We start from the raw sequence: 13470 nt of genomic DNA on the forward strand, positions 1-13470 counted from the left end.
CGAGCTAAACGGAAAATAAAGTCCCGGTTTGATTTCAAGCGCGGCGCCCTCCGAACCGAAGGGCCGGGGAAGGGCTAATCGGAACGGCTTTCTCCTTTTTCCGTTGTGCAAGATGCCGTTGCTGGTGCTGACGTTAAATTCCGGCTTTGTGCCCTTTCCGGAAGGCGCAGATCCGCTGAACCAGGCGTTCGCGCCCCGTCGGCTGACCCTCGAGATTACAGAAGGGGTACTGATGTCAAACCCAGAGCAAGCTAAACGGACGATCGCCAGGCTCAAAGCGGTTGGCGTAAAGTTCGCCCTGGACGATTTCGGATGCGGCTATGCCAGCATCGGGGCGTTGCGCGAGTTCGGATTCGACCGCGTGAAGATCGATCGGTCACTTGTGATCGCACTGGCGGACAAGAAGGCGCAGGCGTTCTAAACGCAACGCTTTCGCTTGCGAAGGCGCTGGACATTCCAGTGACGGCCGAAGGTGTCGAGACTCAAGAGCAGGCCGGTGCTTTGACCCGATCCGGGTGCGATCAGCTCCAGGGGTACCTTGTTGGAAAACCGATGGGCGCAAGGCAGCTGCCGCCTAAGTAAGACGACAGTCTATGCTTTGATCGCCGCGAACCCGACGAACAGGCGGGCGTCAACCCTCAAACCTCAATTCACGAGCGCTGCCTGATTTCTGTAGCCAAGTGGTAGCCGACCCCAGGACCAGGGCGATCGTTTCCTGTAGTTCTTTTATCGAAAAAGGTTTTCCAATGAGCGGCTGGTCTGTGAAGTCATGAGATAAGCCACTCTGGCCATATCCGGTGCTGAATAAGAACGGTATGCCGCGCTCGCGCAGTATTTCCGCAACGGGGAAGCTGGGATGACCGGCCAGGTTGACGTCCAATATCGCCAGATCGATCGTCGCTGTGGCAGCCAGTGCACGTGCTTCCGCTAGTCGTGCTGCGGACGCCACGATCTCGCAGCCGAGATCTTCAAGCATGTCCTCGATCATGAGGGCCACGAAACCCTCGTCCTCTACAACGAGTACCTTCAGTCCGGAATAGTTGCTCATGTCTTCACCGCCTCGACAGGGACCGATATACGGCAGGCGACGCCAGCCGGCTCAAAGGCGAGGTCAAACTCACCTGCTAAATCGCGCTCGATACAACGCTCCATCAGGCGGCTGCCGATGCCGCGGCGCGTCGGGGGGCTCACCGGCGGCCCGCCGACTTCCAGCCAATCAAGGACCAGCCTCGGTTGGTTCTCCGCCTCTTCCAGGAGGTGCCAGTTAACTGATAAAGTACCCACTTCCGATGACAACGCTCCATATTTAATGGCATTGGTGGCAAGTTCATTGAGTGTCATCGTCAGGCTCAGGGCGGTGCGTGCATCGAGAACGACTGAGGGGCCGTTCATTTCGATTTGGCCGGCGCCATCACCGGCCAGTGGTGTCAGTACTTCCTGAGCAAGCAAATCCAAAGGTGCATCCTTCCAATGATGCCTGGTCAACAGATCGTGGGCCCGCGACAGTGCAAGCAGCCTCGCCTCGAACCGCTCTACGAACTCTTGCAAACTGTCAGCATGTCGTGCCGTCTGCCCTGCCAGCGATTGTACGGTTGCGAGTGTGTTCTTGACCCGATGATTGAGCTCATCGATGAGGATCTTCTGCTCGTTCTCGGCCCTTTTGCGCTCGCTGATGTCGACAAGCATGTTTATCGCGCCGATCAGATTGCCATTGCCGTCATGAAGGGGCGTGGGGTAGGGAATGAAGGGAACGCGACTGCCATCGGGCCGCTCGGCGATTGCCTCCGCGCCTCGGACCGGACGATCCTCTCTCAGCGCCACCGCCATCGGGCACTGGTCGTGCGGCAGAGGACTGCCGTCCACATTGTAGAGGCGCCAGGTGACGCACCACATATCGCCGGGTTGAGGCGTGCGACCGGACATGTCTACGGCTGCCTTGTTGTAGAAGGTGATGTGTCCTGCCGCGTCGGTCGTATAAACGGCCGCCGGCAGCGCCTCCAGCAGATCACGCATGTGTTGTTCACTTGCGCGAATCTGGTCTTCCATCTGCTTGGCCGCGGTCACATCCTGCAGGACGCGCACACCATAACGGAAGCCGCCGGCCTCATCTCGAACCGACGAACTATGGACGTCAAGGTAGGCTCTGGTGCCATCGGGCCTGATCGTCCGTTTCCGAAGGGTATAGGCGTCGAGATCGCCGCTGATCTGACGAGCATAGAGAGCTGTATCTTCCTCCCGATCCTCCTCCTCAGTGTAGTCAAAGAAGGTCATGGTGAGCAGCTCTTCACGGGAGCGCCCCAGCATCCCGCAGAGCGCGTCGTTGACGCGAAGCAGGCGTCCTTGCGCATCCGCCTCTGCAATGCCGATTGTGGCCGCCTCATAGGTGGCCGCCAGTCTCTCCTCGCTTTCGCGACGTGCGGTCTCGGATTCGAAAAGCTCGGTGACATCGGTCGTGAAGCAACGCGTGCTAACGAACTTCCCATCTTGGAAACGGCTGTTGGACGTAATCAGCACATGTTTGATGGAGCCGTCCTTGGCGCGCAGCCGCGCAGGGTACCGGTCGAGCTTGTCGCCGCAGGATAGCCTATGGAGGATGTCTCCAATAACGGGCGCATCGGCGTGAAACTCCGCTATGTGGCGGCCGACATATTCCTCGGACGCGTATCCCAGAAGCGCTAGTTCCGCCTTGTTCGCACGCTGAATGATACCGTCGCCACTGACGATGTGGAGGCCGATGGCGCCGTTTTCGAAAAAGTCATCGAGATCAGCGCCTTTTCGACCAACTTCCTCTTCTGCTGCCCTTTGCGCGGAAATGTCCTGGAAGCAGTTTATCGCTCCCTGAACCCTGCCCTCGTGGTCTTTCAGGGCGCGGATGTTTACGAGGGCGACGAAGCGCGAACCATCGGGCCTCTCAATAATGACTTCGGCATTGCGAGTTGGGGTCCCGTTTAAAACGGCCGTTGCCATCGGGCAGACTTCGTGTGGGAGTGGCGCCCCGTCGGGGAGGAAAAGACGGTGCGAGCCGCAGAAGCGCTCAGGGGTCTCCTCGAGCGATGGCGCGCGCGCCCAAAGCTCTGCCGCCTCCGCGTTGTAACGGATGAGCCAGCCTTCATGGTCGCAAAGATACACTGCCCCCGGGATGGCATCAAAAACGCTTGGCGGCGCCGCCACCAACGCGTCATATTCGCTCAGCTTTCTAGCGGCGATGGGAAATTCTTCGACATTCGACATCCGCGATCCTGCACCTGCTACTCTTCGGGCGACCCCGCACCCCCGATCTTTCGCTCAAGGCGCAGATCAGATGACCCAAAGAAACGACCGAGACGGCGGTTCGTTCCTTGAGAGGAGCGCAATTCTCGTAGTGCTGGGGAAGCCTGTACTGTGGTAGCTGTTGCTGCACCTCCAGTCTGAGAACCTCGCAGCCGCTCCTATGAGGGCCTTCCCGAGCATGGAGGCAGGCGAGTCTCAGCCAGCTTTTGACAGTGGGCCTGACGACACGTCAGGGGGAAATGCGGCTTGCGCATGTAGCCGTTGTCACCGCACTGCACGCGCTCTACAATAACGTGTACCGTTACAAGAGGTCAATCATGCTCAGTTTGCTCCGCGCTTTGGAGAACATGCAACAAGGCGTCGTGCTGCTTGATGCAGACCTACAGGTTTTGGTGTGCAACGCCAGGGCCGCCGATTTGCTGCAGGCTCCAAAAGGCGCGATCGAAGTGGGTATCAGCGCGGTAAAGATAGCCGCTGAGATCCCGGCCCTTTCCCAACCGCCCAGTCCGGATGACGATGAGGATACCTGGCTGACGCATCTCCTCACCCGTTCAAGCTCATTCTATCAGGAGATCTCGATCGGTGATCGGACGATTTCTGTTGCCTCCATACCATTGGATGAAGGTGGATGGTTGATGAGTTGTGACGATATTTCGGTGCTGACCAGCCTTAAAAAGGATCTGGCGGCTCAAAACAGCCGCTTTGAGTCCGCACTGGCGAACATGCCGCACGGGCTGTGCATGTTCGACGCTGAGAAAAGGCTTCTTCTGTGCAACGCCGCCTATGCACGCCTTTATGATCTGCCCGAGACCTTAACGCGTCCAGGAACACCTCTGAGTCAGATTCTCCACTATCGCCGGACAGCCGGAAACGAGCCCGTTCAGCAAGAGGCCTATTTTGATGTCGTCGTCGAGGCCGCTTTGAAGGGGTCCGCCGCCAGCCAAAACATACTTCTGAGCGATGGCAGGGTGATCAAGATCACCCACAATCCGATGGAACACGGCGGCTACGTCGCCACTCACGAGGATTGCACCGACTCCGTGCGCGCCGAGGAGCAGATAAAACACATGGCTGGCCACGATCCTCTGACGGGTTTGCCCAACCGGATACTGTTGCGCGAGAAGATCGACAGGGCCCTCGCGCACAGCGGAAAAACAAGCGCTCTGCTATGTTTGGATCTCGATCACTTCAAGGAAGTCAACGATACCATGGGGCACTCCGTTGGCGACCTTCTGTTGAGGTCAGCAACAGATAGACTGACGAATTGCCTCGGGGAGGGCGACACCATCGCGCGATTGGGCGGAGATGAATTTGTCGTTTTCCAGGATAATAATCAATCGAGGGAAAGTGCCTCGGAGCTTGCGCAGAGACTTGTGGATGCTGCAGGCGATCCATTCCACATTGAAGGGCAGCCCATTCACATCGGCGTAAGCATCGGCATAGCGGTAGCCCCTGACGACGGCGACACCGCCGATAGTCTGCTGCGGAATGCTGACACCGCTCTTTATAAAGCCAAATCGAACGGTCGAGGCAACTACTGCTTTTTCGAGCCTGCGATGGATGTCGGCATCCAGAAGCGACGTAAACTTGAAGTCGATTTTCGCCAGGCAATAGCGAACAACCAGTTCGAAATCTATTATCAGCCTCAGGTCAACGCCAAAACGGAGGAGATTATCGGGTTCGAGGCACTTGTTCGTTGGCATCACCCTGAAAGGGGGTTGGTCTCGCCTGCTGAATTTATCCCGTTGGCGGAGGAAACTGGCTTGATTGTTCCTCTGGGGGAATGGGTGTTGCGGCATGCTTGCAAGGACGCTGCAAGCTGGCCGGCCCACGTAAGGGTCGCGGTAAACCTCTCCCCAGTTCAGTTCAGAAACCACTCGCTTGTCCACACGGTCATTTCTGCCCTCGCAGATTCCGGCTTGTCGGCAGGTCAGCTTGAACTAGAAATCACCGAATCCGTCCTCCTCACCGATAGTGAGGCGGCTCTGGCTACCTTGCACCACATCAAGGGACTGGGCGTGCGGATCGCGATGGATGATTTCGGTACCGGATATTCCTCGTTGAGCTATCTCCGGCTTTTTCCTTTCGACAAAATCAAGATCGATCAATCCTTCATCCGAGAGCTTGGAAATTCGAAGGATTGCGCTGCCATAGTAAAGGCAGTGGTCGACCTGGGATCCAGCCTCGGCATTACCACCTCTGCGGAAGGTGTTGAAACGGGTGACCAGCGCGATCGAGTGAGGGAACACGGGTGTACCGAAATCCAGGGGTATTTGTTCGGAAAGCCCTTACCTCTCAGCCATGTAGAGGCACTCTTGCGTCGCTCATCGGCAACCATCGAAGTCAACCAATCCTAAAAAGACCTCAATGATTGCCGTCAGCACCTCGGTCTCGTCCTATCCGGCTTTCGCGTATGCCTTCGCAGCAGGAATCCTCTGGTCTTGAGAACCGCTTATTCGTCGCTTCTCCAATCAGGTCAAGGTCCTTGGCAATTCACCTTGGTTCAATCAGGGTCGGGCTGACAAATCCTTTACTTTTTTTAAGTTCTCTCCGCCCTAATCCTTATTGCTCCGAGCGTTTTCTTGACGGTTATGGCAATCTTCGTTTTGGTGAAGTGGGCGTTGTACCTCGGGGAATGCCGAACCACATCATCGAATTCCAATGCACGTCGATCTCTTGGATTGGAAGGGAGGTCTATCCAGTCATTCAGCCAAAACCGAGTGACGAAGCGGTCGCGCGCTTGGTGATGAAGCTTCGAGGGATTTCCGAGATCCACGAAATCCAACGCGGAAAGGTCGTTTCTAAAGACGGCAGAACGAATGCCTTCAGTTTAGAGACCGTGAGGAAGCGCGAGCCCTTTCCAACCGCCGAAGGCTAAGGCTGTAAGCAGACGCCAGCGGGACGCCCGCCGGAAGCAGGCGGCATAGCGCTCCCGCACACCCGATAAGGTGAGCCGGGCTAAGGCCCGGTTTACTCACGCCATCCAACTTAAATCGCGAGCGCCGAAGACGTCTTTCAGTTTCTCCTTGATCTCGTCGACCGAACGATCGGTGAAGTGAGCCTTAAGCGTCATGGCTATCGCTTCCATGTCCCCGTGGGAAAATGTATGCTTCTCGGCCTGGTCGGCAAAAGCGTTGATTTCTCGCGTCAATAGATCGTCATCAGCTTTGCTCATCCCATCCTCCAAAGGTTGACCCGTGTAAGTTGCAGCCGTTCATTTTGAAAAGCAAGGCGTCGAGCCCTTTTGCCACTCACCTCGAACAGGATGCGTCCAAGGTGAGGCGGACGAATGCTCAGTTTTACGGCTACCCGCACCGATCTCGGCAACACGCCGGCAGCTGATGGCGACGGTTACCTCTACCGCGGCAGGACTGGCACCCAGATCACTGGCAAGGCGAACTATGAGGCCTTCCGCGACTGGTGCCGGGCGAAGGACTACAATCCGCCTGACTTCGTTGCGCAGCCGGATTTCGTCAACACCGATCCGTGGGGAGGCCTTGTCCCGCTCTGGTATTGGTCGACCCGGAACCTGAACGCTTATGCAGACCGGAACGACATCGAGACGATCACCAAGAAGATCAACGGCGGCAAGAACGGTCTGGTTGACCGCATCGACTACTACGGCCGGATCTCGCTCGTCCTGCTCGGCTATCAGCCGACCGAGGCGGACATCCGACGCTACCAGTCCGAACGCGGGCTCGATGTCGACGGCGACGTTGGACCCAAGATCCGCGCGGCCTTCATAAGGATCTCCTCGCTCTATCCGGAGCCTCGGTGCAGATGGCGGCCTTCTCCGCCTCACCGGTGACCGAAGAGAAGGCCGTGGTGCCCGCCGCGGTCGAGACGCAAGTCAAACGCAAGTTCAGCCTCTTTGGCCTTTTCGGTGGTGGCGGCTCGTTCGGTGGCTTGGGCTTTGTGGCGTCGGCCGCAGGATACAGCCTTGCAAGCAGATGATCCGCGCGCCGAACCCCGAGCCGGAATAGATTGATCACATCCGTGGCGATGTCCGCAGCTCGGCCGGAGGATTTGATAATACCGCGCTGATCGCAGATCTTATCCAGGACCTGCTGGGAGCATCTGCAGATGTTCGGGCTCAAAGGCGCCGGATGTGTGAATATCATTCTGAAGGGCTCTTCCTCACTTTGTGTGGAGCCGTGGCAGCATTCGTGCCTTCAACAGTTCGGGACCTGCCCTACCGTACATCGAGCGCTTGAGGGTCTTGAGGCGGTTGATCTGGCCTTCGGCCTGTCCGTTGCTCCAAGGTAGCTCGATGGCGTTGTTGACGGCATCGAGGTCCCTGCGCAGGACGCGAGCGAACCGCATGATCGGAATGAGCTCGGAATCGATCGCATCGTCGATCCACGCATCCAGTGGCACCGATGTCCTGCCGCGAAGAATGCCGTTGAAGCGCATCGCCAGGCGTCGCATCTCGGCGAACGCCTCAGATCCCTGCTTCAGGGCATCGACCTTCCTTGCCTGCCAGTCCGTCAGCAGGCCTCGCGGCTTGATGCACAGCGCTGCGGCAACCACTGGCGAAATCGCATGACCGGTGTCCGGATCTCGAACCGCTTCCAGCTTCGACGCGACTGGCGGAACATCATTGCCCTGTCCCCTTTCGGCCCGCCGCCAAGCTCCGAGCAACCGCTCCAGATTGGCGAAGCTGCCGGTGTAGCCGCGCTGCTTGACGTCATGAAACAGATGCCGTCCGCGCCGATTCCCATCCTTCCAGCATTGGGCAAGGAAGGCTTCGAAATACCATGGCGATGTGGGGTTCAGTGCCGACCGTCGCCTGTCTGGCGGAATCTTGAACTTGAGCCACTTCGCTACGCTGCGACGTTCATAGCCGGTCCGTCTGGCGATCTCGCTGTAGGACAGCCCTTCCTCGCGCAAAGCATGAAGCATGTCGCATATTTCCTGGCGGGATTGCCTATGCGAAAGACGGGCGCGCCGGCGATGCGTCGCAGCGTCAACAATTGCGTCCTCCGAAAGAATTGCCCTGCCGGTGGCACGCCCGGAAAGGCTCATCTGTTCTTCGATGGCCGAGCGAAGGTTCTGGACCAGATGAAACCGATCGGCGACCTGCTTGGCCTTCGGTGCGCCTTCACGGGTGGCCTGCGCATACAGGCCGCAGCGGTCGCGACTGACGACCTCGATGGAGGGATGGTCACGCAGCCACTTGGCGGCACTCTCGACGCTGCGATCATCCAGTATGTCGATGACCGAGCGTCGCTCGAGATCGACCATGATGGTCCCATAACTCGTCGCCCGCCGCCAGCTCCAATCATCAATACCGACCACCCGTATCTCGGAACTGCGTTGAGCCGCCGCAGCATCCCGCTTCAACTGCCGCAGAATGGTGTCGTCGCTGACCGGCATGCCGAGCCGCTCCATCAACCGCTCACCAGGACGGCCGCCGGCGCTGTGGCCGAGCAAGCCGACAATCTCCCCGACCCTTCTCGTCCGGCGCGCATAAGGAGCAGCGATCGTCGGCAGTCGGTCGGTGAACGTTCGTCGTGCGCAGTCCCCATGTGCACATCGCCAGCGGCTCACCAGGAGTTTCACTGTCACCGACTGACCCTGGACCGGCAGATCCTGGAGACTACGGCGGGACCAGCCATGCCTACTTCGGCTTCGCCGTCCACAATCGGGGCAGATGCCGATCGCGGATCCAGCGGCGGAAACAATCCACCTGTCGTCAACAGTGAGCGCGACACCCAGTATCTTGACCCCTGGGCCGGGCGACCATTTCGAATTTGTTCGCATGCCCGCCCATAGCGACAACCTCGCTAACGACAGATGAACCACACAAAGTGAGGAAGAACCCGATTAAATGCAAAACGACATTGGTATAGATCTAACAAGAATTGCGAGCTGGGCTCAGCGGTTCATATCCTTTCAAGGCGACAGAGGGCACGCTTGTCCGACCTGGAGCCAGTCATCGGACGTCGTCATGGGATGCGTGGGAAGATTAAAGGCAGAGATATACGGTAGTTCAGCGCTGGCCGTCGATTCGGCGGTGGCAACTGGCTTCGGCATAAATTTTCGGCTCCGTTTTCGGCTCAGTAGTTCGCTCCCAGACGCGGCTTTGTCCCAGACAGCAACCGCTGATCGTGAATCAGCGATTACTGGACGAGATAGAAGAACGAGATCCGTGGCTGGCTTGACTTGCTGTAAATCGCCACCTCCGGCGGACTATTTCACCCCATTTGACAGGAAGGCTCGCAGTTCAGGCGTCTGCGGATCTTCGAAAAGCTCCTTCGACGGCCCTGTTTCCCAGATCTTGCCTTGGTGCATGAAAACCGTGACATGGGCGACGCGGCGGGCGAAACTCATCTCGTGCGTGACGAGCAACATGGTCATGCCTTCCTTCGCAAGTTGTTCCATCACGAGGAGCACTTCGCCGGTTAGTTCCGGGTCGAGTGCGGAGGTCACCTCATCGAACAGCATCACTTTCGGCCGCATGGCGAGCGACCTTGCAATGGCGACACGTTGTTGCTGACCACCAGACAGCATGTCAGGAAATGCGTCGAACTTCTCCAACAATCCCACTTGGGCCAGAACCCGTCGCGCGATGGCTTCCGCCTCCGCCGGTTTGACGCCTTGGGTAATCGTGGGGGACAGCTTGATGTTCTGGCTAACGGTCAGATGAGGAAAGAGATTGTAGCTCTGGAATACGATACCAACGTCCTTACGCAACGCGCGCAGCCTGGCCGCTTCTTGCCGGACGTCGTGGCCGGCGACGGTGATGGTGCCGGACTGGAACGCTTCGAGCCCATTTATGCAGCGCAACATAGTGCTCTTGCCGGAGCCGCTCCGTCCAATGATGGCGACGACCTGGCCCGATTCGACGCTCAGCGAAACCCCTTTCAGGACTTCAAGGGCGCCGTACCGCTTGTGAACTTGATCAATGGCTACGACCGACATGGAGAACCCTTTCGAGATAGCGGCTTAGGCGAGATAGCGGAAAGCAGATGGCGAAATAAATGGCCGCGACGGTCATAAAGACCTCGAACGGTCTGAACGTCGCGTTGTTGACCAGTTGCCCGGCTCGGGACAGTTCCACGAATCCGACGACGGAGACGATGGAAGTGTTCTTGACGAGTTGAACCAGGAAGCCAACCGTCGGCGGCAGGGAGATACGTAGTGCCTGGGGGAGGATGATATAGCGGTACTGCTGAACACGGGTGAGTGCGAGCGATGCCGATGCTTCCCATTGCTGAAACGGTACCGCCTGGATCGAACCGCGCCAGATTTCGGCGAGATATGCGGACACATAGATTGAAAGCGAGACGGACGCTGCCAGAAGCGGCGGAATTTCAACCCCGGCGATCGACAGCCCGTAATATGACATGAACAGGATCATGAGAACCGGAATGGACTGGATGGTCAGGATATAGACGGCGGCGACATTGCGCAGCACGGCGTTGGTGGCAAGCCGCATGATCGCGAATGTCCCGCCGCCGACTGCGCCGAAGGCAAGGGCGATGGCTGTCAAAACAACCGACCAACCTGCCGAGCGCAAGAGGAACAGAAATTCCGGCCAACCGAAAGTCGACATCAGGCTATCCCTTCCTTGCTGGCAGTGTTCAGGATGGAAACGACCTTCCTGTGGAACAGGTGATGGCCGAGCCAGATCAGCGCAAACTTGAGGACAAGGGCGAGCACGAGATAGCTCAACGTCACGACGATGTAGGTTTCGAAGCTGCGAAAGGTCCGTTGCTCCACGATTGCCGCGGCGCCCGAGAGTTCGGGAACCGATATGAATGAGCAAATACTCGATGCCAGAAGCATCAGCACGAACTGGCTAGAAAGCGCTGGCCACACCTTCGCGAATGCCTGTTTCATGACGACGTAGCGGAAGACCTGCAACCGGCTCAGCGCCAGGGACAGGCCGGCCTCGATTTGCGACTTGTGGATGGAATCCACGCCGGCGCGAATGATCTCGGTCGCATAGGCGGACAGATTGAGCGTCATCGCGAGAAGTGCCGCCTGCGTGCCGGACATGCGCAGGCCCAGCAACGGCAATCCGAAGAAGATCATGAAGAGCTGCACGAGGAATGGCGTGTTGCGAAGAAGTTCGACATAGGTATCGACAAACAGGCGAACGGCCGCGTTTCCAAGATCGCGCAGTGCCACCAGCACAATCGCCAAGCCGCTGCCGAGCGTTATGGCGCACGCTGACAATCCGATCGTCAGCAGGATACCGCGCAGGATCAGGTCCGACTCCGCGAAAACGGACTCGAAATGAAGTGAAAATTCCATGGGTCAGGCTCCTCCCAAAATTGCCGCCCGCGACCGAAACCGAGCCTCCGATCGCGGGAAGTCACAGGCGCGACTAGAAGGTGGGGAGGGTAGGTAGAGGCGTTCCGACCCATTTGCGGGCGATGGCGTCAAGTTCGCCACTCTGCTTCATCATATAAATGGCATTGTTGAGCCATTGATGCAGTTCGAATGCGTTCTTGCGGACCGTCATCGAATTCGGTTGCATCGAGAAGAAGAACTTTATCTCGGTCGTCGTATCCCCGCGCGAGCGGATGGCCGCGTTGGCCTGGGCATCCGGGCCAGCGATCGCCTGGACCTGGCCGGAGAACAATGCCTGCATCGTGGTTGCGTCGTCCTCGAAGCGCAGGATCGTCAGACCCAATTCCTTCTCGCGGCTGACGAATTCCTTTTCCACGCTCGATCCACGGTTGACGCCGACCGTCATCCCCTTGAGATCCTCCCATTTTTCGATCTTGGCGGTCTTGGGAGCATAGATGCCGACCTGGAACGCGCTATAGGGAATCGTGAACATCACCGCCTTGGCGCGTTCCGGGGTTGGTGCAAGCGTTGCCACCAGAAAGTCGACCTTTCCGGACTCCAGGGCCGGAATGCGCGATGGCGGCGTGAGCTGAACCATGGTGACGGGCAGGCCTAGATATTTCCCGACCAAAGCGGCGACATCGGCGTCGTAACCGATCGCATTGCCCTGCGCATCGACGGAACCGAACGGCGGCGCCCCAACCAGGACCCCGATCTTGACGGAGCCACGCTTGACGATATCGTCGACACTCTGCGCGTTGGCAGAGCAGGCCGCCATAAGGCCGGCAGATATCGCCAGCATGGCCAGCACTGATTTCATGGAATGCAAGAAGCTCATCACTCTCTCCCTTGTTGATTGAGCTATTCGGAAACTTGTCGATCGAACCCAGGCGGTCTTTTCAACTCCGCCGGACCTCATCCCTGACGACATTGATGCAGCGGCCACCCTCCAGCCGGAGCTTCACGTTGTCGGCGATGGTTCGCTGCCGACGGTGTATGGTACCGTTGGTCCAGCCGGACATGTGCGGCGTCATGACGATGTTGTCGAGTTGATGAAACGGCAACGACGACGGATGTTTCATCGGCGCATCCGCGCTGGGATAAGCATACCAGGTGTCTATTACCGCGCCGCTGATCCGCTTGTCCCTGAGCGCATCGAAAAGCGCCTGCTCATCGATGGTCGGGCCGCGGCCGACATTGAATATGACCGCATCAGGCTTCATGACGGCAAAGGCCGCTGCATCGACGATGCTGCGGGTGGATGGCGTCAGCGGCACCGACACCACGATGAAATCGGCGGTTGGCCAGAACTGGACAAGCTCGTCCAGTGAAAAGGACCGATCGACGAGATCGGAGGTCTCGACGCGGCTACGATTAGCGACGGTGACGCCCATGTCGAAGGCTTTGGCGCGCCGTGCAATGGCTTTGCCGATATGGCCGAACCCGACCAGGCCGACGGTCTTGCCCGACATTTCGCCGTGGACACGGTCGGGAGCGCCGGACCAGTATGCCCATTCGCCGTTTCGCAGCTTGCGATCGGCCGCCTGGAGCGGGACGTGCCTGCTCAACATGGCGGCAAAGACATATTCCGCGATCGCCGGATCGTGGCCGAAGCAGTTGCAGACGACCGCTCCATCCGGGAGCAGAGACAGATCGACCGCATCGAACCCGGCGCCCGGAACATGAAACAGCGAGAGTTTTTCGGGCGTAGGCAGCGACGCGTCAAATTTGACGCCGACGATGAATTCGGCTTGCGCGTAAATCCTGCGCTCCGCCTCGGTGCTAAGCACGTCGGGCAGAACCGCGACTTCGCCGATCCCCGCGACATAACTGGTGAAATCCTCGCTGAAACACGCGGCATTCTCACCGTGGAAAACGATCCTTGGCGACATACGAAGT

The 13470-nt window shown here is 58.3% G+C and carries 11 protein-coding genes and 2 pseudogenes; 4 read left to right on the forward strand and 9 right to left on the reverse strand.

Annotated elements, in window-relative coordinates:
- Positions 1-232 precede the first annotated feature (232 nt).
- Positions 233-582: pseudogene (locus MOV63_RS18245) on the forward strand (EAL domain-containing protein).
- Between the two features lie 49 nt (positions 583-631).
- On the opposite strand, the gene MOV63_RS18250 reads toward MOV63_RS18245, so the two are convergent.
- Both MOV63_RS18250 and MOV63_RS18255 read right to left on the reverse strand, forming a co-directional pair.
- Positions 632-1048: a response regulator gene (locus MOV63_RS18250; RefSeq protein ID WP_247035466.1), complete on the reverse strand. Its 417-nt coding sequence runs from the start codon at positions 1046-1048 to the stop codon at positions 632-634.
- The gene (locus MOV63_RS18255) at positions 1045-3231 is read right to left on the reverse strand and encodes a PAS domain S-box protein (protein WP_247035467.1); all 2187 of its coding nucleotides are present in this window, start codon (positions 3229-3231) and stop codon (positions 1045-1047) included. Before MOV63_RS18255 ends, MOV63_RS18250 begins: the two co-directional genes overlap by 4 nt.
- Positions 3232-3587: 356 nt before the next feature.
- Here MOV63_RS18255 and MOV63_RS18260 point away from each other — a divergent pair, with 356 nt between their 5' ends.
- Complete coding sequence (locus tag MOV63_RS18260) at positions 3588-5627, forward strand: bifunctional diguanylate cyclase/phosphodiesterase (protein WP_247035469.1); 2040 nt, start codon at positions 3588-3590, stop codon at positions 5625-5627.
- A 128-nt stretch (positions 5628-5755) separates the two neighbouring features.
- Complete coding sequence (locus MOV63_RS18265) at positions 5756-6148, forward strand: hypothetical protein (protein WP_247035471.1); 393 nt, start codon at positions 5756-5758, stop codon at positions 6146-6148.
- Between the two features lie 96 nt (positions 6149-6244).
- On the opposite strand, the gene MOV63_RS18270 is transcribed toward MOV63_RS18265, so the two are convergent.
- The gene (locus MOV63_RS18270) at positions 6245-6445 is read right to left on the reverse strand and encodes a hypothetical protein (RefSeq protein WP_247035473.1); all 201 of its coding nucleotides are present in this window, start codon (positions 6443-6445) and stop codon (positions 6245-6247) included.
- Between the two features lie 132 nt (positions 6446-6577).
- Here MOV63_RS18270 and MOV63_RS18275 point away from each other — a divergent pair.
- A pseudogene (locus tag MOV63_RS18275) lies at positions 6578-7095 on the forward strand (glycoside hydrolase family 19 protein); the annotation flags it as partial.
- Positions 7096-7407: 312 nt separating this feature from the next.
- On the opposite strand, the gene MOV63_RS18285 reads toward MOV63_RS18275, so the two are convergent.
- From MOV63_RS18285 to MOV63_RS18310, 6 genes are all read right to left on the reverse strand, one after another.
- Positions 7408-8955, reverse strand: coding sequence for an ISL3 family transposase (locus MOV63_RS18285; RefSeq protein ID WP_247035521.1), 1548 nt, complete (start codon positions 8953-8955; stop codon positions 7408-7410).
- Between the two features lie 507 nt (positions 8956-9462).
- The gene (locus MOV63_RS18290; RefSeq protein ID WP_247035475.1) at positions 9463-10194 is read right to left on the reverse strand and encodes an amino acid ABC transporter ATP-binding protein; all 732 of its coding nucleotides are present in this window, start codon (positions 10192-10194) and stop codon (positions 9463-9465) included.
- Positions 10175-10828 (reverse strand): amino acid ABC transporter permease, encoded by a 654-nt coding sequence (locus MOV63_RS18295; protein WP_247035477.1) that lies wholly within the window; start codon positions 10826-10828, stop codon positions 10175-10177. Before MOV63_RS18295 ends, MOV63_RS18290 begins: the two co-directional genes overlap by 20 nt.
- The gene (locus MOV63_RS18300) at positions 10828-11532 is read right to left on the reverse strand and encodes an amino acid ABC transporter permease (protein ID WP_247035479.1); all 705 of its coding nucleotides are present in this window, start codon (positions 11530-11532) and stop codon (positions 10828-10830) included. The genes MOV63_RS18295 and MOV63_RS18300 overlap by 1 nt, the downstream gene beginning before the upstream one ends.
- A gap of 73 nt (positions 11533-11605) precedes the next feature.
- Positions 11606-12409, reverse strand: a complete 804-nt coding sequence (locus tag MOV63_RS18305) for a transporter substrate-binding domain-containing protein (RefSeq protein ID WP_247035481.1) — start codon at positions 12407-12409, stop codon at positions 11606-11608.
- A 61-nt stretch (positions 12410-12470) separates the two neighbouring features.
- Positions 12471-13463 (reverse strand): 2-hydroxyacid dehydrogenase, encoded by a 993-nt coding sequence (locus MOV63_RS18310; RefSeq protein ID WP_247035483.1) that lies wholly within the window; start codon positions 13461-13463, stop codon positions 12471-12473.
- Positions 13464-13470: the final 7 nt, after the last annotated feature.

The organism is Neorhizobium sp. SHOUNA12A (assembly GCF_023006505.1).
GTDB lineage: Bacteria > Pseudomonadota > Alphaproteobacteria > Rhizobiales > Rhizobiaceae > Neorhizobium.